Source organism: Pseudoalteromonas sp. QJM3NY_22, assembly GCF_056173065.1.
In genome coordinates this window covers 1,525,975-1,545,721 of record NZ_CM149655.1, presented here as the reverse complement: position 1 = coordinate 1,545,721, position 19,747 = coordinate 1,525,975, and the positions used below count along the sequence as shown (strand labels likewise).

Sequence of the window (19,747 nt, the reverse complement as noted above, 5' to 3'; positions counted from 1 at the left end):
TTCTCTATTTATCTAGTGAATCGTTATAAAATATCTTTGTCAATCAATGCCAAATTAAGCTCTAAATAACGATGCATATTTGTAATTTGAACGGCTGCACTTTTGGCTATGACCTGATTTATTTTGTCAATTTGCGGGCTGTAATCAAACATCCACGATTGTGCGGGAATGGTGATCCGCGCTAATGCTGCAGCCGCTGCAAACTTCAATACAAACGAGCGGTTGTGTACATTGTTTACGCCCTGGCGCTTGCGCTGTAATGGCAAGTAATCAATGGCTAGCAATGTACCGTCTTGTGTTACCAACCCAATCCAGTTGTAGTCAAAGTCGCCGATATCTTGCTCAAGTATCACAGCCCAGGCGACGGTATTTGCATCCACATAACCTTTTGCATCAATATCGCGTCTGTGCACGACTTGTAAATTACTGGGCATTTTTTCGTTTGGGTTGCGCTCTGCGCTTTCGTTTAGATTAGGAATGTTTGCTAACACTAATTCTTTAACATCGAGCCCTGTGTTTTGCAGCGCGCGGGTTGTGATGTAACTTTTGCCGGCGTTGGTCATAATGCCGGTGATCGCTTGGGTCATAGTGGCTCCTTGGCGATACTTACACCGCCCTCTTTACTTAAAAATCCATAGTGATGATGTGCGGCAATAACATGCTGTACATCGGTGATGATTGCTTGGGGATGTGTATTACTTACAAGGTTGTCACACCCTAGAAATTGATACAGCTGCTCGAATGGCAATACGTGTTTTACATCGTGCGTAACTGCATACAGTGGCGCTTCGCAGCTTTCATTTTGCAAATCAGTAAAACCATAACTGAATTGTTGCTGCGTTTTATTTTGTGCCGCTAAATGCAGTGGGTGATCAATATGGCAGCTATCCCACTGCACATGCGTTAATCCTAAGCTCAGCGACACATCCGCTTTATTATGCACAGTTAATTCGTAGCGTCGGCATGTGCGGCCGTAGAGCTGTATTAGCTCAGGGAGTAAATCTGTATTACCTGCAAGCGTTGAGTCAGACATATCAATGGCAATAATGTCCCAATCTCGCCCATCAATACGCTCACGCACATTGAGCACTTCTAACCCTAAGCGGTCGAAAATACTTCTTACGGATGCCATTTCACCGGCGTCAATAGTATTAACTAATGCATGCTGTACGCGTTTTCTGTATAGCTCTATGGGTTCATCATCTAGTCGGGTAGTTAGCCGCTCCCATGCTAGGAACCCTAATACAGGCTCTTCATTTTTTAACTCGTCTTTTTGGTTCACTGCCCACATAACATAGTCGCGCGATTGCTCCCAGTAGCCTGTGGCCGCTTTTACAAGTTTTTCGGCGTAGCCTTTGTTTAACCAAGTGGCGATTTCGTTAGCCATTTGCCACCTCGTTAACGGTTAATGATGTAAGTACCGGTAACCAGTTGGCGGCGGTTATGTCGTCAATATCAAACTTGATTGATTGCAGTTCACTAAATTGTTCATGGCACTGTGTTATTAGTTGGCTAATACTGAACACAGTTTGATGCGTTACGCGTGTGGGTGCATACGCTGCATTTTGACGAAATGCGGCTTGTATAAACGTGGTTAAATCGCTTTGAATAGCGTGGCTGTTGTCATGTAACTTATAGGTTGCGGTGATATCAAACCCGTTGGTTGCCATAGCGTAAACCATAAAGTCATCCCCTAAACCATGGTGGTCTGCGGTACGAATATGTTGGTTAATGGCACTCAATAGTGCTGTTGGTACAGGGCCAACATCTAAGTAAATATACGCATCAGCCGTGCCTGGTCCACGTGGTGCATTGGTTAGTATTTCAATGTTATCTATTGGTACAGCAAAGCTAGCAATAATTTGTTTGTAAACAGCATTGATATGCCAGCGGGAAGCAGTACCAAATACGTTACGAATGCGTAGGCGATAATGCTCAGTGTCTTCATCATCAGAGCCTGGCTTAATTAACCAATCATCGTTGTTGGTTACGGTGATCCCTTCTTGTTGCTCAGTAAAGTATCGGTAAGCCTCTGCGGGTAAGTTATAAGCTGCACCGGTTTCATAGGCTTCAGCCAATGCATACGCGATGCTTTGGCCGTCGCTAAAATAAACATCTTGCAACAATGTGAGCGTGTACGTTTTATCGCCGAGTACATCAGTAACGACCTGCGTACCAGCAACAATAGCGTTTTCACCTTCGGTATTGAGTCTCGTAAACGTGAGTATGCCTTGTGCTTTTACGCCCGCTTGAATAAACACATTACGTGCAGGGCCATGGCGTTCAATCAGTGCAACTCGGCTTGCTGTCATAATGAATAAGTCAGGCATTAGCTGCGTTGCTAGCCAATTAAACAGCTGCACGACTGGCTTTGTGATCAACGCTTCAACGGTTCGCCAAAATGGGCCAAAGGGTGAATTGTTGGCAACTTGTATGTTTTGCTCTTTTAACTGTGCTTGCCACTGCGCTTGCGCTGTTTGCTCGTCCATTGGCAAGCCTGCATTTTGCATCATTGTTTTAAAGTTCATTGCTGCTCCCATACTGTCGCGTTTGTGCGTTAATGCTTAGCGTGCCATCGTCGTTGCAGTGCACTTTTATTGTGCCTGGCTTTACGCGATTGTCTTGCTCGGTTAGTAATTCGAGTTCGGTTAAAATGGGCGCTATGCCGTTTTTATTACGCAGGCCAACAAGCTTGGTTAGCAAGCCACTTTCTAAAATGCGGTGCTTTATGTCTTGGCCTATTACGTCGGCTTTTTTAAGCGCGCTAGGGCTTAGCGAGTCGTTAAGCATAAAGTCGCCGTCTTGTATTTCTAGGTCTATGTGCAGTGCAATATCAAAGTTCATCAGCTTGCTAGCTCCATCATTTGTTCAAAGCTTTGCGCTAGGTCGTCTGACTTAATCGTTAAGCTGTCGATGTGCACACTCTTACGATTATCACTGTCGGTAGAACTGCTGCTGTTATTAGTATTGCTAGTTAGGTTTTGTAAAAACTCTGACTTTTGCACTTTTGCTTTATAGCTATTGCTTTGCTGTTGTTGCTCGGTGCTTAGTTGCTCCACTTTGTACGCGCTGTTATTTGCTGCGTTGGTAATTGCCTGATCTGTTTTAGCCGTTGGCAATGACGGCATAGGCGCTATTGTTTGGCTGGCGCTTGATAGTTGCGTTTGTTTACTGCTGAAAACTGGCGAATTAGCCGCGTTAGTAAAATTGTTAGCTGTGCTGGCAACGTTATTTTGTAGCGCTGATTGTGGGGCGAACTGTGTTGATTGTGCACTTTGGCCAACATAGTTAAATTTGTCTGTAGTCGACACAGTTTTGTTAATTGAATCGTTCGCTGAAGCATAGTTATTGTTAGCTGGGTTTGTTGGCGCTAGTGTGTAGTTCATTTTATTGACGGCGCTATTACCCTGTAACTCTGCGACTGAATTTATGGCGCTGTTATTTAACGCGCTGGTTTGAGTAAGCCCGCTATTTGTTTGGTTTTTAGCAATACTGTTTTGTAATGTTGGGTTAATTTCACTATTCATTGCTGTGCTTGTTGAATACACAGCGTCGTTTGCGGCTGTGGTTACTGCGTTGGTGTGTACATTTGCTGTAGCTGAACTTGCTGCGTTGTTATTTAGCACATCGTTTTTTGTAATCTCGCTGTTCATTTTATTTACTGCATTATTACCCTGCAATTGTGCTACTGAATTTATAGCCGCAGTTTTATTTACTGAGTAAACAGCATCATCTGCTGCAGCATAGTTGGTGCTAGCTGTATTGCCTGGTACTTGCGTGGCCTTGCTGATCACGGCTTGCCCGTAGTCGCGGCTATATGCTTGATCGGCGCTTTGCATAACCATTGTTTTTTGTTGCGCGACTTTTGGCTCTAGCGCCGTTTGGTCAACCTTAGCTTTAACAGCTACGGTTTCTTCATCACTAAAGAACGAGACGACCATGTTTAAAATACCGTTGTCGGCTATGTTCTTCAAAAAGCCTGTGACACGATCAAAAATACCGCCAATAAAATTACCAATGCCGCTAAAGAAGTTGGTAACAAAGCTGAACTTTTCACCTAAGAAATTTACAAACTGGCTGATTAACTCACCCGCTCCGCTCCAGATTGATGAGAAAAATCCGCCTATCCCTTGTGCTATGCCACCAAAGAACCCCGCGATTGCACCACCAATCCCCGACACCACATCCCACAAGAATGAGAACACCGCACCAATGGCAGAAAATGCAGGAGCTAAAACGTTATAGATTCCAGTAGCAATCGTTTTAATTAACCACCACATAAGTTGTAACGGTAACGTAAGTAAGTCGAATGCAACTCGCAGTCCTTGGAAAATCAACGAGCTATCAGCCCATTCAGAAAACGCTGCGGTTATGTCATCAAAGTAATAGATTAATGCAGCCACGGCAGCAATAAGAGCAAGCACGCCTGCGACAATCCATGTGATAGGGTTTGCCCACAATGCAGCATTAAACAACCAAGTAGCCGCTTGGCCTGCGAGCATAACGGCTTTAAATGTGCCCATGGCAATAGCGGCGGCGCCCATGCTGGCAATGAGTGCTACGAACCCCGAAACACGAAGGGCCCAAAGCGATGCAAGCCAAAGCTTGTTTACAATAATTTGTGCGTTAGCAAGCGTGATGCCTATTTTTGTAGCGAAGTTATATAGCCCCATTGCAAATGTGGCTATGCCAAAGGCGGTCATAAGTGCGACTACGCCAACTATAACGGTTGCTATTGCGCTTGATAAAAACGGGAATCGTTCAGTCAGTGACACAATGCCCGCAAAGCCGGCGGCGAGCATTTCAACGAACGGCTCAACCACAGGTAACAAACGCTGGCCTAGTGCTATGGATGCAGCATTAAATGATCCACTTAATTTTTTCCATGGCGTTCTCATATCGTCTGCCATTTTTGCAACGTTTGCCATACCGCTTACGCTGCCTAAGTCTTGAACCTGATTGTTTAGCCCATCAATATCAGTTATTAATAGTTTAATTAATGATGATGCTTCAGCTGATCCGAACGCGGTTGCTATTGCATCAATGTCCGCTTGCTTAGTTAATCCTTTTGTTTTTTCATTTATTTTTTGAAGTATATCTACCATCGGTAATAGCTTGCCCGAGCTATCTGTAAAATCTAAATCGAGTGCTTTTTGAGCTTTACCTGCTCCAGCTTCAAATGCTTTATATTTTGTTGCTGATTCACTACCACTCATAGTCGATTGCAAACGCCCCATTACTGCGATTTGTTCTGCCAGTGGCGCAGACGATGAGGCTCCCAAAGCACTGAACGCGGAAGCCATTTCTTTACCGTCAGTTTTATAATCAGTTACTGCCTTAGCTGTAATGCCTGCTATATCTTCCGCCCACTTTACTTTGCCCATTTTGTCGGCTGTTGATTTAAATACGCCGTACATCGTTCCCATGTAGTCGGTCACTGTTGCGGCATCAGCTTTAGTGGCTTTGGCTAAGGTGTTTGATATTTCGGTAACTTTTGATAGTTCGTCGCCTGTAATTCCTGACATTGCTGATTGAATGTCGTAGGCACTGCGAACAAAGTCGGATGCGTTGCCGCCAAAGTTAGCGGTAAACTCTAATGAAGTTTTGTTTAATTTTTGTAATGATTCGTCAACTACGCCAAGCGACTTCACTTCACCTAATGCGGAGGCCTGATCTATTGCTGGCGCAAGCGAACGGGCAAGCGCATAACCACCTGCTACGGCTGTGGCTGCGCCGCGCATCATTTGATCTTGTGCAGCGGCGGTTTGCTGGCTCAGCTGATTAATTTTAGCCATGACTTTATTAACCGGGCCAGTGACTTTGTCAATGATGCCGATTGAATAAGTAAGCTTGTCTAATTTGCTGAGTGTTGCCATTAATTACTCGCCGCCTAATGCTGTGCAAATGCCGTTATTTACGGCTGTTACAAAGTTTTCTTGCTGTGATGTTTCAAGGTAAAGCGCCTGTGCCAAGCTCTCGTCAGTTACTGGTTGGTTGCCAAAATACTTAGCGTGGTATGCCAGTAACTGATCGAGCCTGCTTTTGCCTATTTGCTTGGCTCGGCTTTCGATTTTTTTACCGTAAAATTAAACTCAGGTTGGTATTCTTCAACAATTGCACCCACTAAAAACAATGCTGCACCCGGTTGCTGTACCAGCTCTTTGAGCTTTTTAGCGTCGGCTTCAACCACTGTGTTTAATAAAAAGTTAGTTGCCGGCTGCACCTTGTTATTTGGCTGAGTCGAGTTAATGTATTTGTTGTAGTCGGCGCCATTTACATTAAATGTGATTTCGCCAACGGGGGTTTCTAATGTGATTTTTTTCTCAAACGCCATGATCAATACTCTCTTTAATATCTGCTTGTTCTAGCAGTGTGTAGGTAAAATAAGGGCCGTACTTGGCTGCTGATTGCTCGCACAAAGCAATAAATTCATCAAAGTCATTGGGATTTGCAAACACCTGACAACCGGCAGACCATTTATCAACTTGGGTTGATGTGGTTTTGCTGTTTGCACGGTGGCAATTAATACCAAAGTAACCTTGTTGTAGCTCTGCTTGGGGTGTGACGTCCGTGTCTAACTCGGTGTCTTTGTTGTTGTCACGTAGAACAACAACCGGTTTATGCTGTACAAGGGCGCGATACTTGCCCTGGTGATAACCCAACGTCCATAAGCTTTTATGCTGCCCTGCAACTAGCACCGCTGTGCCGTCTATGTTCATTGGGTTTTTACGCCAGTAAATACCGGCATCTGTTGTGGCTTTATACTGCTTTAACTGCCATTCGCTGTTTTGCTGATACAACACACAAATTGCATCGTTAAACGTGTTGGCGCGGGTGTTTGTATGGCGAATGCCTATAATGTTTAGGTTTAATTCACCCTCAAATACTTTATGCCCACATGCTTGCAGGGTGCTTAGTAATGTTGTGGCAGTTAGTGTGCGAATGGCTTTAGTCATTACAAATCTCTCACTTCATCGTCAGTTAGGTATGGCACACCGTTAATTTTGACAAAATCAGGGCTAGTAATTGGACACTTGATTGATGTGGTGTCTTCTTCGCCACCATCGGCTTTAATGTTTAAAATTTCGTCCAGCTGCGGCAGGCAACCAAACGCTTCAACGTTCTTTTTACCTGCAGCTACTTCTGCATTAAACGCAATATCAAACGGTTCAATACCTTTCCAACTGCCTGCTTTTTCAGCTTGCGCTTGCACGATTAACCAATTTTCATGATCAAGCTTTAGTGTTACTTCGCCTTCAACATCGCCATCAATAAAGCCCTTTGGAATACCGCGCACTTTTTTAACGGTGCGCCCATCCGTAATTTTGCAAGTCGCTTCCATAACATGAACCATCGAATCACCAATGAAGATATCGAAGTCTTTACCGCCTAGTACTTTTTGCATGTTTGCGCTCCTACTCTGCGTTATCTAACATGATCCCAACAATGATGGTGTTGGGTGAATCGATTGGTTTAACTTTAAGTACGACTTGTAAGGTGGTCGCATTCATAAACGTTAGGTTGATACTGTCGTCTTTTGGTGCGCGAATTAAACCAGGGAACTTATCGGCACCAATATTGATAGAGCGTGCCATGTCGCGCAGCGGTTTACCCATAATGCGTTTACCAAATTCAATCCCGGTGCTGCTGTTGTTTAAGCGACGATTTTTAACGTTATGAATTCCAATAATGCGCACAGCACGTGCAGCCATATCAACAATGCGGCCAATTTCAATTTTTTGAAAATCACCGCCTTCAGCGTCGAGCATGTTTACATCGCCAAAATACGTACCATCAAAATCAGCATAAAACTGTGTACAACTAAAACGCAGCGCATCAAGTGCCGCCGTGGTTGAGTTGGTTAAGGGGTTGCCGGCGGCATCTTCTGGGTGTGGCATCAATGACATTGCACCCGTAAGCACACGCATTGGGCTATCAGCAATAGTGACTGCGCTTTTACATAAACGCCCTGTTACTGCGCCTAGTTCGTCACCGAATAAAAGCGGGATAACAGCCACACGATCGCCTACTACGCCATCGGTTAACGGTTGTAATGAAGTCACTAAATCAGGCCAACTTTGCTCAGCCGTTAAGCCAGGTGCTGCAAGTAAAAAGCGAACACGACGAGCAAGGCTCGATAAAATTTCAAGCGCTTTCGCTTGGTAGCTTTCAATGTCGGCTTTGCCTGTAACTGGCGTACAAATAACAATAATTTCAGGGCTAACATCCTGATCCATTGCTTTATCTATAAGGGCCATTACGTTATCGCCTGCACCATGCGGGATGGCATAACCACTCACTAAGTCATCACCGTTGCGTTGCCATGCTTTTACTTGTGTTTTTAGTGGGGAGTCGGCGGCGCCAAACTCAACATCAAAATCACTTTGTGCATTAATAGATAAAATTTTGCCGTTGTTCTCACTCGCTTGACCGATAAACAACACACTGCGTTCAATTTGTTTCGTAGCGCCACTGCCTGTTTGTATGGCGGCAACGGTTACTTTACCTTGTGCCATGATCGTTCCTTTTGCTTTGCGCTACGCAACGTGCATAGCTTTGTTTAAAATAAAACTTTGTTGCTCTTTTTGTTCAGCAACGGTTTGCCCTAAAAAAGAGCGGGCAGGCAAGTCAATTTGCCATTTGCTCTTGCTTGAGCTGCCCTTATTTCTGATTTAAATACATTTTCTTTTCTAACTCTGCGATTCTTATTTTGCTTCGCTCTACTGGCGTGTTGCCTAGCAACTCCCGCTCTGGTCGTTTTATTGACCACTGCTTTTTCTTCTCTTTTTCTTCTGCTTTTAATAAAGCGATAATCAAACCTGCTTTGCCGAAAGATAGCTTTTGCATTATTGTTCCTTGGGTAACCCTCACGTACTTACCCATATCTTTGCTCCACATTTTGTAACCTAATGCTTTTAACCTTCTGGCTTGCTCTAGTGTTGCGCCCTCGCCGTAATCTGGCCGAGGCCTTTTTTTTAAGTTTTTTATTGACCGCTCTACGCTGAACTTTTCTTCTAGGCCGCGCGAATGAGCTTTTGCAATTGCACCTGCATAACCACGCCCACTTGATTTATAACCAATCTCCGCACTAACACCGCTTGTTTTTATATAGGTGCGCTTTTTTTGGTTTATTTTTGTAAAAATTCTTTTTTTCTTTGGCTCTTTCCATGCGCTACCATCTGTGTTTTTGCCTTGCTTTACCCTTGCAATAGACATCTCTCGTGACCTACGCCCCATGCTTCTCATTATTGCTCTACGCTTTTTTTCTGGTAGCGTTAGCGCCTCCAGTTGGTCTCGTTTACTGTTTTCGTCAAACTTAATCTTCAGCACTGTATACGCTGCCTGTTAAATTAAATTTCTCAGCAATCCATAGGCTTTGTTGGCCAAAGTCGTAGCACTTACCATCTAGTTCAAATGGTCCATCTTCCTGCTCTATTAGCTCGATAGTTTCTTCGAATGTATCTATGGCTATTTCAATTTCGTATGAGTTGTCGTCATTAATTGTGCTTGCAAACTCTGCGTTTTGTGAGTCGTCACCTGTGCCGTTATTTTGTAGCCAAAAACTTACATATGCGCTTATTAGCTCAACTGGTGCAAAGCACGGGTCAATCGAAATTACTGACGAGTAATAAAGTCTTGCTGCCAATAAACCATTGCTGTTTATTTTTTTGCTAGCGGGAATTATTACGCCCTGCTCCACTGATGTTTTAAACTGAGTATCTAACGCTAGCTTTTTGCCTTGGTACTGCGCATCAATTAAGTACTTTGTTAGCTGTGCTATTTTGCTTTGGCTCATAACAGCTCTACCGATAAATTAGGGCTTAGTGCTTGCAGTAAGCGCATGGCGTTTATGCTTTCGCGTTGCCAGTGTTCAAAGTTATCAATGGCTGATTGCGACTGTGCTGTTGCGTTTTCACGGTGTGTACTGCCAAGCTTAGATACCAATAAATGCGCCTTAGCTTTGCTGTAAACTGCATCGTTATAAAAAATTACTTGCTGTGCGTTTAGTGGCTCGCCATGAGTAAGCTGAACATCTTCTAATTCTTGATTAATTTCACCCTGTGCACGCTTTAGCTTTTCAACAAGCAGCGCACTTTTGCTGGCGTACTCTTGGGCAACTGCGTAGTGCTCAATAAAATACGCGGTGCTTAATGCTGGGTAATAGCCATTACCTGGCACATCAACATTGATGCTTTGTAAATCTGCTTGTGGCATACCGCTTAAATTCATATTGCACCTGTAAAAACACACACATTAAATTAGGTGCGGGCGCCACTTAGTCACACTGGCGACATAATTAATACTCGCACTGTGCTAAGTTGCCCGCTGGCGTTGGAGCTGTTACACGTTAACCGTTGCTTTTAATTGCTTTGCTAGCTTATCTACTAAACCTTTAACTCCTGCTTTGTCGTTAATGGCTTGGGCGTGCTCTGCAAATAACAGAGCATTACCATAATTGTGCTGGGCTGCATCAACCTTGGCAGCAATGGCGTACAATTTACCGCCCACCACTTCAAGGCCGTTCCAGTCTTGGTTTTTTACGGTATTGATTAAGCCACGCAGTACATAGCTAATATCAAATAAGCCTTGCTGCTTTGATTCTGTTAGGTAGTAATTTGCATCGTCATAGAGTTGGTCGATAACGAATGCAGGCCAATGTTTGGTATTAAATACCGTTGGCAGTGGTTGCTTTTGCTCAATCATAAACGGCAGGAGTTCTAGCGCTGCATCCCAGCGTTTTAAGTCAACCAACCAAATAAACACCCATGCTAAAACCGTGTTCGGGTGGCACTGGCCGCTTAGTCGATATTGATTGATATACCCTAAATAGTCTTGGCGTTCTAACGCTTCAGACTTGTAAGTTGCTTTATCTGCTATATCAGTAAATGTTTTTAATTGAGCTAAGTCAGATTCGATGGCTGCTGCATAAAGCTGGTACTCGGTTTGCTTAGTGATAGTGGTTGGCGCATGGGTATTCGTGGCTGTTGCCGCGACCGTTGGCGCTTTTTTGTCAGTGCTTGCTGGTACACTGCCTGCTGCTTTGGCTAATGATTTTTTGACTAAGCTCATTTAAAAACACTCTTTAATGTGGTTAAAAAGACCGGCTCGAAAATTGGATTAAACAAGCCGGCCAAATGGAAATTTACCGAATATTTAAACCCAGGCGCTACCGTCTGAATTTGGTAACTTGATACTGGTTGATTCGAAATACATGACTTTTTCAAGGTCTTCTACGTAGTAGCAATCGTTTCGTGATAGGTAGTCTTCAACGCGTTTTTTCTTAGCGTTGTTTTCTACACTGGTACGCGTTGATCCTGTTTGTACGTAGTGACTTAAGTTGTCAAAGCTGGTGACTAAAATGCCACGAGCAGGGAAAAACGGAATTTTATATGTCATTAAACCGCCATAGGTATCAATCACCTGTTGCAGCTCAATCTTGGTTTTTTCACTTGGGGTATGTGCTTGCTTGGCGTACAGCTTATTTTTGTCTTGTGCTAAAAGCTCGTCGCCAATAATAGCCACCATGTTTGCACGTTTGTGCTCAGGAATACCTTGCAATGCATCGTGCACCGCTTGGTCTAGGTTTTCGTAATCGCCGCCAGCACCAATACGAATTTCGCCAGCGGTTTCGCCTTCACTAATTGCACGCTCGGGTGCATCGCGGCGAATTAACTGCAACCAACCAATGTTTACATCGTTCATCATTGGGTAGGCTGTAATATCAGTTGTCTCGGCTACGTGTGTACCATTCCAACCAATTTTAATAATGTCGAGTGCGATTGCTTGGCGCACGTGGTTACGATAGCGATTATGAAAATCAGGGAACTTAGACCACTGATCCATTTTTACCCATGTAATATGAATGTCGCATTCTGTTGGGTAACAACGGTATTCACGGTTATCGAGCTTTGATACATCGCGGGTTTTACGCTCTTTGGTATCGTCAGTTTCAACCCCTGCACGGCCTGTAACGCCACCGTCAACACTCATGATCACCGATTGACCAACTAAGTCATCAACCGGAACGGTGTTGATCATCTGTAAAAATTCAGCTGACTCGTAAACGGCGTCGTATAAACGCTGCTCGGTTGTCGGCTCTACATTAAATTGCTCGCTCATTGAGGCAACGCCATAATTAACGGCCATGCCTGCCATAATGGCGACGAATAACTCTCTGGTTCTGGTTTTCATGTGCTTTCCTGCGTTTTGCTAAGTTGATTTAGGGTGAGTGTGTTTACAGCAATTGACTGTATTTGCCTTCGTCGCCTTCGGGTTCGTCGTCGGCGTCAGTGGTATCACCCGCAGGTGCTTTTAATGCTTTTTCAAACTTATCGGTTAGCTCAGTAAGCAGCTGCTTAGTTGAAGATAACTCTTCTTTAACTTGGCTTAGCTCTGTGCTTTTTTCGCCTTCTGGCGGCGTTTCTTCGTCTTCCACTTGTGTGGTTGAAAACGAATCAAGCTTTGTTGTTAAGCCATCGAGCTTTTTACCAAACTCGGCAAACGGTGTGCCTAGCGCGTCTTTTAATGCGGTGGCTAATTGTGTTTCGTTCATGTCGGGATCTTCCTTTGCGAATAGTCGTTTAAAAAAGGGTTTTTTAGGTGATGTGTCGATTGGCTCACATGACCCTAAATCAACGGTTAATAAGGCGACGTCCTTGTCGTCTGGTTTACTCTTACTACTGAAATGGATTCGGTCGGTGTAGCAGCTTGCGGGGTAGTCGGTCACGGCTAAACCGGTTAGGTAGGTTTTGCCAGAGCCCATAAAATCGCGGCTAATTTCGATACTAAAATAAACCGCTTGGTCTGCTTTGTTCAGCTCAACAAACCCTTGATTGGGGGCAAGCACGGCGTATAAACACACTACGCCTTCTTCGTTTTCATAAGCTTGTACGCTTACTACATCGCCCAACATGCCGGGAATATCCACGTTGTGTAGGTTTTTAGCGGCCCAGCCTGACCAATTAAATTCGTGATCAACATTAATGCGTGCACCGTATTTACGCGGGTTATAGGTTTCTACAATGTCGGCTACGTCTTGCTCTGATATTTCGCGGCCGTCAACGGTCATGCCAACGGCGGCAATTGATAGCGGTTTAGTACGTAGTTGACCTGGCATAAACAACCCTTTTTAAATGTGTTTAAGTTAAGCGTTTTGCTTTAAAGTAGTTGCAGTTTGCACCCTCTTTCACATCCTTTCCAACGGTTTAACTTTTTGAAATTCCTATATTAAGCTTTTAGGAATGACTAGGTTTTTGACTAACAGATTAAGCGCTTTATAACGAATACACTGCCGCTATGAACTAATTAACGCGGCGCAATAGATGGCGAACTACGGACCAGAAATACGCAAAAAAGCACAAGATTTGTATGTTGTTGAGGGCTACACGGTGGACGAAATAGCCGAGCTTGACGAGATGCCCAGTGCGCGTAGCATTCGCCGTTGGTCGGAGGCTGGCAAGTGGGAGGACATGTGCCCAAGCTATAACGCCGAAATGGCCTTTAGCAAACGTATTAATGTACTGGCCGATAAAGATGATAAAACCGATGCTGACTATAAAGAGCTCGACTTTTGCACGCGCCAGTTGTGTGCACTTAATAAAAGTAAATTAGCCCCTGCCCCTAAACAGCGCGCAAGTAATGACGATGCGACTAGCAATAATAGCGGCGGCAGTCATAACAGTAATGATAAAAAATCGAAGAAGAAAAAGAAGAACGATTGCTCAGGCATTACGCTTGAAATGCTCAACACGCTTAAAGACACACTACTTTACCCGCACCAAAAACATTGGTTTGATAACCAAGACCACCGCGCCCGCTTTATACTAAAACCCCGCCAAATTGGCGCAACCTTCTATTTTGCGTTTGAAGCCTTTTACGATGCTGTGGTGAATGGCCGCAATAAAATATTTATATCGGCGAGCCGCGACCAAGCCGAAGTATTTAAAGCCAATATTGTAGCCTTGTGCCGTGAGCATTTTAATATTGAATTAACCGGCTCGCCTATGGTGCTTAATTTAGCCGGCGGAAAAACGGTTAAGCTGATATTTAAGTCAACCAATGCGCGTACGGCGCAATCCGAATCCGGCGACTTATATATAGATGAAGTGTTTTGGATACCTAAATACAAAACGCTGCGCGGCCTTGCACAAGCCATGGCCACGCATAAGCATTTACGAATAACGTATTTTAGTACGCCATCGGTTACCAGCCACGAAGCGTATGATCATTGGAACGGTAAATGGTTTCGTAAAACCAAAGCGTGTAACGATCCTGAATTTGCCATAGATGTAAGCCATAAAAACCTAAAAAACGGCCAGCTGTGTGACGACGGTATTTGGCGACAAATGCTCACGGTTTACGATGTAGTAACCAGTGGCTTTGACCGTATTGATATTGGCGTACTTGAAAACGAATATAGCGTAGATGAGTTTAATAACTTGTTTATGTGTAAGTTTATTGATGATGCACACAGTGCGTTTAATCTTAAACAGCTTATGAACTGTGTGGGCGACTCAACCAAATGGGCTGACTTTGATTTAGACTACGAACGCCCGTTTGGCCTACGCCCTGTTGTAATTGGTTTTGACCCTGCCCGCTTTGGCGATAAAGCAAGTGTTGCCATTTTAAGTGCGCCCATGCAGCCAGGCGAAAAGTTTTTACTGCTAGAAGCACTTGATTTAAGCGGCAACGACTTTGAAGCCATGGCGAACGAGATAAAGCACCTCACCGATAAATACAACGTTGTGCATATTGGTGTAGATACCACCGGTATTGGTTATGGCGTGTGGGAGCTTATTACTAAGTTTTACTCTAATGCTGAGCCGATTCATTACAACCCCATTATTAAAAACCGCATGGTAATTAAAGCCATTAACGTTATTCAAAACCGCCGCTTTGAGTTTGACCAGGACGCGGTAAATATTGCCAGCTCGTTCATTAATATTCGCCGTAAAGTAGTGGGCGACCAAATTACCTATGCCACAAACCGCACAGCCACAACAGGCCATGCCGATATTGCGTGGGCAATTATGCACGCCATGTTATTTGAACCACTCGACGGTAACGCCCATAGCCGTCAAACATCTGTAGGAATTGCAGCTTAATGAGTAAACCACGATTACAAGTAAGTAACGGCCAAGCGCCAAACTACAACCAACGCACAGCGGTAACCGATACGTTTAGCTTTGGCGATCCTGAGCCCTGTTTAGACAACCGGCTAACTGATTACGTTGGGGTGTTTAGTGACAGTAACGGTATTTACGCCCCGCCCATTAATTTGCAAGGCTTGGTTAAACTACTGCGCGTAAATGCCCAGCATGGGCCAATACTCTACTTTAAGCGCAACATGATTTTAAAGTGGTATAAGCTTAACCCACTTTTAAGCCATCAAGCCCTTAGTAAGTTTGCATTTGATTTGCTATGGAGCGGCAACGCCTATTTGCAAATTATTAAAAATTCGTTTGGGCAAATTATTAAGCTGCGCCATTTGCCTGCACTCACTATGCGTTATACCGATAAGCGCGGTGTGTATGCGCAATTAAGTAATCGCAGTCATGAGCCTGTTTACTTTAATGCGGGCGAAATAATACACGTAAAAGAATACGACCCCGGGCAAGGCATTTATGGCATACCGCAATATTACGGCGGTATTCAATCAGCATTATTAAATGAAGATGCCACTTTATTTAGACGTCGCTATTACAAGAACGGCGCGCACATGGGTTTTATATTCTCAATGGCTGACCCTAATTTAAGTGCTGATGATGAAACAGCCCTTAAAAATGCCATACGCGACAGCAAAGGCGTGGGTAACTTTAGGAGTTTGTTTTTTAATTTCCGTAGCAATAAAGCTGATGCTGAAAAAGCAATAAACATTACGCCAGTTGGCGATATATCAACTAAAGATGAATTTGAGCGGATTAAAAAAATTACGCTTAACGATATGCTCAGCATGCACCGTGCGCAAGAAGCACTGAGCGGCCAATCATCTGGCGACAGTCCAGGCTTTGGCGACTTAGACAAAATTACCCGTGCCTATTACAACAACGAAGTTGTGCCCCTGCAGCAAGACGTATTAGGCATTAATAACTACTTACCTGCCGCACAGCATATTGAATTTAAAGAGCCTGAGTATTCAGACTTAAACCCAACCACTAAGGAAGCCGCATGAGCTGGATAGATGTAACAGAGTTTATTAAACAATGGGGGCGTTTATTTATGTTGAGCTTTTTAGCAGCCGCTATTCAAATGTATTTAAGTAAAAAGCAATTTACGTTTTTTCATTACTGTATGAACGTGCTCATTGCCATATTTGCAGCATACTTAGCCGCTATGTTTTGTGAGTGGCGCGGCTTTGACGAAAGCCTAAAAACAGGTGTGATTGGCGTAACAGCATATGCAGCACCACACATTTTAGAAGGGTTCGACAAGCTAATTAAATCGTTTAGCAAAGACCCAAAAGGCTTTATTAAATTTATCAGGGGGATTAAATAATGGAATGGTTAAAAACACTGGTTTCATTCATCACAGACCCAATAGCCGATTTAACCGGCGGCTATGTTGAGCGTAAACGCATCGCGGCAGAAATGGCCGCTGATGTAGCACGCGCTGAGAACAATTTCAAAATTGCCCAGTTTAATGCTAAAGCAAAGCGCTGCATGCAAGCCGAGCAAAACGACGCGGACTATGACTTGCTTGTGCTGAAGAACCGCGACAAAACAATGATGGATGAAGTGATCATTTTATTCTTTTTGGGTTTGTTTGTGTGCCACTTTATCCCCGATATGCAACCTTATATGCAAAAAGGCTGGCAGGCTATGGGCTATAATGGCGCGCCCTGGTACTTTGAATTTGTGATTGTAGGTATTGCCGTTTCAACGCTTGGGTTAATGCGGTTGTTTAGAGCGTTTTGGGGTGGTCGTAGCAATAGTAAGAAAAGCGCTAGTGACTAGCTAGCGCTTTGTTTTTATATTGGTGGGAATAGTAGGATTCGAACCATACATTACGCCATTACCTCTGCCATTAGCACCATGACATCGACTTTGATTTCTCTTTCAGAGCTTTCCAAATAGGTGCGTCTACGCTCATCATTCCCATGCAGATTAATATAACACTTATCTATTTTTACGGCAAAACTAATTTGCTTTTCCACTCTTCTAAATCAAAAATACAGTTTTCTATTCTATCGGTAACTATGTAATTTTTGTCGGTTAGCGGCGTGAGTACATCATCATAAATTGGTGACATATAACAATGCTCATTTTCAGTACTGCGTTTACTCGTACCAATATGTTCAATCTCTAATTCAAGCCTGTTAATTATTCTGCCAGTATGCTTTTCTAAATCATCGTCTGAATAATCAAGGCTGGTTAGTAACGAGTTTAACTCAACCAATAAAGCATCAACTCTTTCTTTTATTAATTCTAATTTCATATCTTGCCTTTTTGAGTACCATTCAATTTCTAATGCGTTTTCAAATTTACCGGCAACAACTTCAAGACGTTTAAGTGCCCTTGTTAAATTTGGTCCTTGCACACCATTAAGCGTTGCTGCATTGGTCTTGCTGATACCACGAACCAAATAATCACTGAGTGCTGCTTTTATATCTTCACTGGTACTTTTACCAAACGATAAAAGTGCATCTAACCGTTCTTGGCTTTGTGAGCCTTTGTGCAAATATTTCATATTTTATTTATCACTTAACTGATAATAAATTAATGATATTTCAATATTAGTTAAATCACCAGCTATTTGATCTTTTTGTTGTCACTTTATTGTCAAAGGTTGTCACTTTTTGACAATGCGATCTTTTTAAAATTGCTCACAGATCCTTTTGCTGGGCTAGCTGGCGATTAATGACGTGTCACAGAGGTTGTCAATTTGACGCGTTTTTTGCACGAAAGCGGAAGGCGAGGAGGAGTGAATTTTTCGCCCTTTTGGTTCTCAGCTAATAGTTAAATGGTTATTTGGCATACATGCAACCACTGTATATAATGACAGTGTATTTTATTAACGATTGGTGGTTATTATGGCGCGGGTTACTTGTCCAAATTGCGAAGCTAAAGCAACAATTACGTCACGCGAAAAGCAAAGCGCGCATGTTGTTAATTTATATTGCTCATGCACTAACACTAAAGAGTGCGGCGCTACGTTTCGTATTACCCAATCGTTTGATCACTTCTTAAATCCGCCTATTCAAAACACACAACAGCTTGCCGCATCTCTTTTAAAAAACCTTTCCAAAGAACAACAGCTGTCATTGCTGGGCGTTTAACATTTTCATTTTTAAATAATTTAGAGTTATTGGAGTTATAAATAGTTGACTCTGTTTATTGCTGGGGTTATAGTAACCCCACGTTGAGAAATAAAGCGAGGTACAGTGAATAGCAAGGATTTAATCAAACAGCTAGAAGAGGCGGGTTGGCAAGAAGTTAGAGTGAAAGGCAGTCATCATCACTTTAGGCATCCAAACCATACCAATCTCATTACCGTTCCCCACCCTAAGAAAGATTTAGGCAAAGGATTGGTAGCAAAAATACTGAAAGATGCGGGGCTTTAAGCCCCTATTTCCTTAACTCTATCACTGTTGTAAACACTCATTAGGAGAATAGCGATGTTATATCCAATCGCAATTGAAAAAGGCACAGAAACTGAAGCATTTGGCGTGGTGTTTCCTGATGTGCAAGGCTGTTATAGTGCCGGTGACTCATTCGAGCAAGCACTATTAAACGCTAAAGACGCACTAGAAACTCATTTAGAGTTATTAGCTGAAGACGGTATTTTACCGCCGCAATCAAGTAATATTAACGCTCACGTAAATAATCCTGAGTTTTCAGGCTGGGTATGGGCATTGGTTGATATTGATCTTGAACCCTACTTAGGCAAAGCAGGTAAAATTAACGTAACTTTGCCTAACTTATTAACTAAGCAAATTGATGATTTAGTTAAAGCACATCCGCAATACAAAAGCCGTTCAAACTTTTTACAGTTAGCGGCACAGCATGAAATACAAGGTATTTCAGCACGCTAAACTAAGGGCGCATTTAGCGCCCTTTTTACTGCCTGCCTATTAATGATTCACAAAACGTTGAATACTGCTTAGTTTGTTGCCTTGGGTTTCGACTATGTGAAGCAGTGAGCGCAATTCTTGCTCTAGGCCTGTTACGTCTTTAACGGTTATTGGTGTGTTGCTGCGTTGGCACTGGCGCAATATGGTGAATAACTGGTTCATACGTAAGCGCCAGCCGCAATCAAACATATCTCTAAACGGGATGAACATACTTAAGCGCATTTCGGGAAAATCTAATATTGGTAATTCGCTTAGGGTTGGCAAAGTGGCAAGCTCGGGTTCGTTGCGTTTGCTGTGGAGAAATACGCGGTTTACTTCTAATTGAAATTTTGGGCTGATCCACCCTGCGTAAGAAATGGCTAATAGTTCGTGGGCGAATGTGCCACGATTAGAACCGCCGTTGTTCACTTCTAGAGCAGACCCCGAATTCGGGGTCTGCTCTATTTTACCTAAGCTCAGATCCGAATTTAACTCTAAAATTAATTCTTTGGTAGATACGTTCGACAACCATTTATTTGGCGCTTTGTGCTTACCTAGCCCACTGGCTTTATGCAGTGCGTTTAAGTTTACGCGGTTGTAGTGATCAACAGGGATTAGGGTATTTGAAATAATAAGTTGGTTTGTCATGATTATGACTCCTTTGTGATTAATCTAATCACCACACAAAGAGACCAAGCA

25 protein-coding genes and 1 tRNA gene are annotated in these 19,747 nt (G+C 43.3%); 7 read left to right on the top strand and 19 right to left on the bottom strand.

Going from position 1 to position 19,747, the window contains the following annotated elements:
- Positions 1-23: 23 nt before the first annotated feature.
- The 16 genes from AC0VZ4_RS06870 to AC0VZ4_RS06795 form a co-directional block, all read right to left on the bottom strand.
- Entirely contained in the window at positions 24-587 is a 564-nt protein-coding gene (locus AC0VZ4_RS06870; RefSeq protein WP_475441281.1) for a phage tail-collar fiber domain-containing protein, read from the bottom strand.
- Positions 584-1,387 carry a hypothetical protein gene (locus AC0VZ4_RS06865; protein ID WP_475441280.1) on the bottom strand — a complete coding sequence of 268 codons (804 nt, stop codon included), beginning with the start codon at positions 1,385-1,387 and terminating at the stop codon, positions 584-586. Before AC0VZ4_RS06865 ends, AC0VZ4_RS06870 begins: the two co-directional genes overlap by 4 nt.
- Complete coding sequence (locus AC0VZ4_RS06860; protein ID WP_475441279.1) at positions 1,380-2,528, bottom strand: baseplate J/gp47 family protein; 1,149 nt, start codon at positions 2,526-2,528, stop codon at positions 1,380-1,382. The genes AC0VZ4_RS06865 and AC0VZ4_RS06860 overlap by 8 nt, the downstream gene beginning before the upstream one ends.
- Positions 2,518-2,844: a DUF2590 family protein gene (locus tag AC0VZ4_RS06855; protein ID WP_475441278.1), complete on the bottom strand. Its 327-nt coding sequence runs from the start codon at positions 2,842-2,844 to the stop codon at positions 2,518-2,520. Before AC0VZ4_RS06855 ends, AC0VZ4_RS06860 begins: the two co-directional genes overlap by 11 nt.
- Complete coding sequence (locus AC0VZ4_RS06850) at positions 2,844-5,876, bottom strand: phage tail tape measure protein (RefSeq protein ID WP_475441277.1); 3,033 nt, start codon at positions 5,874-5,876, stop codon at positions 2,844-2,846. The genes AC0VZ4_RS06855 and AC0VZ4_RS06850 overlap by 1 nt, the downstream gene beginning before the upstream one ends.
- 3 nt (positions 5,877-5,879) lie before the next feature.
- Positions 5,880-6,023: a DUF6890 family protein gene (locus AC0VZ4_RS06845; RefSeq protein WP_425273081.1), complete on the bottom strand. Its 144-nt coding sequence runs from the start codon at positions 6,021-6,023 to the stop codon at positions 5,880-5,882.
- Between the two features lie 23 nt (positions 6,024-6,046).
- Positions 6,047-6,334 carry a putative phage tail assembly chaperone gene (locus AC0VZ4_RS06840; protein WP_007378140.1) on the bottom strand — a complete coding sequence of 96 codons (288 nt, stop codon included), beginning with the start codon at positions 6,332-6,334 and terminating at the stop codon, positions 6,047-6,049.
- A complete protein-coding gene (locus AC0VZ4_RS06835) occupies positions 6,324-6,956 on the bottom strand; it encodes a hypothetical protein (RefSeq protein WP_008135628.1) in 633 nt (210 codons plus the stop codon). The genes AC0VZ4_RS06840 and AC0VZ4_RS06835 overlap by 11 nt, the downstream gene beginning before the upstream one ends.
- Positions 6,956-7,405: a phage protein gene (locus tag AC0VZ4_RS06830; protein WP_007378142.1), complete on the bottom strand. Its 450-nt coding sequence runs from the start codon at positions 7,403-7,405 to the stop codon at positions 6,956-6,958. Before AC0VZ4_RS06830 ends, AC0VZ4_RS06835 begins: the two co-directional genes overlap by 1 nt.
- A gap of 10 nt (positions 7,406-7,415) precedes the next feature.
- The gene (locus tag AC0VZ4_RS06825) at positions 7,416-8,516 is read right to left on the bottom strand and encodes a DUF2586 domain-containing protein (RefSeq protein ID WP_475441276.1); all 1,101 of its coding nucleotides are present in this window, start codon (positions 8,514-8,516) and stop codon (positions 7,416-7,418) included.
- A gap of 145 nt (positions 8,517-8,661) precedes the next feature.
- On the bottom strand, positions 8,662-9,330 hold the full coding sequence (locus AC0VZ4_RS06820) for a phage virion morphogenesis family protein (RefSeq protein WP_033015537.1): 669 nt from the start codon (positions 9,328-9,330) through the stop codon (positions 8,662-8,664).
- On the bottom strand, positions 9,317-9,796 hold the full coding sequence (locus AC0VZ4_RS06815; protein ID WP_008135631.1) for a phage tail protein: 480 nt from the start codon (positions 9,794-9,796) through the stop codon (positions 9,317-9,319). Before AC0VZ4_RS06815 ends, AC0VZ4_RS06820 begins: the two co-directional genes overlap by 14 nt.
- Positions 9,793-10,230, bottom strand: a complete 438-nt coding sequence (locus tag AC0VZ4_RS06810; protein WP_008135632.1) for a head completion/stabilization protein — start codon at positions 10,228-10,230, stop codon at positions 9,793-9,795. The genes AC0VZ4_RS06815 and AC0VZ4_RS06810 overlap by 4 nt, the downstream gene beginning before the upstream one ends.
- A gap of 111 nt (positions 10,231-10,341) precedes the next feature.
- Positions 10,342-11,070 (bottom strand): phage terminase small subunit, encoded by a 729-nt coding sequence (gene gpM, locus AC0VZ4_RS06805; protein WP_475441275.1) that lies wholly within the window; start codon positions 11,068-11,070, stop codon positions 10,342-10,344.
- An 84-nt stretch (positions 11,071-11,154) separates the two neighbouring features.
- Entirely contained in the window at positions 11,155-12,192 is a 1,038-nt protein-coding gene (locus AC0VZ4_RS06800) for a phage major capsid protein, P2 family (RefSeq protein WP_475441274.1), read from the bottom strand.
- A 43-nt stretch (positions 12,193-12,235) separates the two neighbouring features.
- Complete coding sequence (locus AC0VZ4_RS06795; protein ID WP_475441273.1) at positions 12,236-13,117, bottom strand: GPO family capsid scaffolding protein; 882 nt, start codon at positions 13,115-13,117, stop codon at positions 12,236-12,238.
- A gap of 205 nt (positions 13,118-13,322) precedes the next feature.
- Here AC0VZ4_RS06795 and AC0VZ4_RS06790 point away from each other — a divergent pair, with 205 nt between their 5' ends.
- From AC0VZ4_RS06790 to AC0VZ4_RS06775, 4 genes are read left to right on the top strand one after another with little or no spacing between them, the layout of a single operon-like run.
- Positions 13,323-15,104 (top strand): terminase large subunit domain-containing protein, encoded by a 1,782-nt coding sequence (locus tag AC0VZ4_RS06790; RefSeq protein WP_475441272.1) that lies wholly within the window; start codon positions 13,323-13,325, stop codon positions 15,102-15,104.
- Positions 15,104-16,171: a phage portal protein gene (locus AC0VZ4_RS06785; RefSeq protein ID WP_475441271.1), complete on the top strand. Its 1,068-nt coding sequence runs from the start codon at positions 15,104-15,106 to the stop codon at positions 16,169-16,171. The genes AC0VZ4_RS06790 and AC0VZ4_RS06785 overlap by 1 nt, the downstream gene beginning before the upstream one ends.
- Positions 16,168-16,494 carry a phage holin family protein gene (locus AC0VZ4_RS06780; RefSeq protein WP_475441270.1) on the top strand — a complete coding sequence of 109 codons (327 nt, stop codon included), beginning with the start codon at positions 16,168-16,170 and terminating at the stop codon, positions 16,492-16,494. The genes AC0VZ4_RS06785 and AC0VZ4_RS06780 overlap by 4 nt, the downstream gene beginning before the upstream one ends.
- A complete protein-coding gene (locus AC0VZ4_RS06775) occupies positions 16,494-16,952 on the top strand; it encodes a hypothetical protein (RefSeq protein ID WP_475441269.1) in 459 nt (152 codons plus the stop codon). Before AC0VZ4_RS06780 ends, AC0VZ4_RS06775 begins: the two co-directional genes overlap by 1 nt.
- Before the next feature lie 20 nt (positions 16,953-16,972).
- Here the strand turns inward: AC0VZ4_RS06775 and AC0VZ4_RS06770 are convergent.
- Positions 16,973-17,095: transfer RNA gene (locus tag AC0VZ4_RS06770), tRNA-OTHER, on the bottom strand.
- Between the two features lie 29 nt (positions 17,096-17,124).
- Positions 17,125-17,685, bottom strand: coding sequence for a hypothetical protein (locus AC0VZ4_RS06765; protein ID WP_475441268.1), 561 nt, complete (start codon positions 17,683-17,685; stop codon positions 17,125-17,127).
- 343 nt (positions 17,686-18,028) lie between these two features.
- Between AC0VZ4_RS06765 and AC0VZ4_RS06760 the strand changes: the two genes are divergently transcribed.
- The 3 genes from AC0VZ4_RS06760 (at position 18,029) to AC0VZ4_RS06750 (ending at position 19,030) form a co-directional block, all read left to right on the top strand.
- A complete protein-coding gene (locus AC0VZ4_RS06760; RefSeq protein ID WP_301562025.1) occupies positions 18,029-18,274 on the top strand; it encodes an ogr/Delta-like zinc finger family protein in 246 nt (81 codons plus the stop codon).
- A 105-nt stretch (positions 18,275-18,379) separates the two neighbouring features.
- Entirely contained in the window at positions 18,380-18,559 is a 180-nt protein-coding gene (locus AC0VZ4_RS06755) for a type II toxin-antitoxin system HicA family toxin (RefSeq protein ID WP_007378159.1), read from the top strand.
- A 54-nt stretch (positions 18,560-18,613) separates the two neighbouring features.
- Positions 18,614-19,030 carry a type II toxin-antitoxin system HicB family antitoxin gene (locus AC0VZ4_RS06750; RefSeq protein WP_007378160.1) on the top strand — a complete coding sequence of 139 codons (417 nt, stop codon included), beginning with the start codon at positions 18,614-18,616 and terminating at the stop codon, positions 19,028-19,030.
- Positions 19,031-19,069: 39 nt separating this feature from the next.
- Here the strand turns inward: AC0VZ4_RS06750 and AC0VZ4_RS06745 are convergent, their stop codons facing one another.
- On the bottom strand, positions 19,070-19,696 hold the full coding sequence (locus AC0VZ4_RS06745) for a KilA-N domain-containing protein (RefSeq protein WP_475441267.1): 627 nt from the start codon (positions 19,694-19,696) through the stop codon (positions 19,070-19,072).
- Positions 19,697-19,747: the final 51 nt, after the last annotated feature.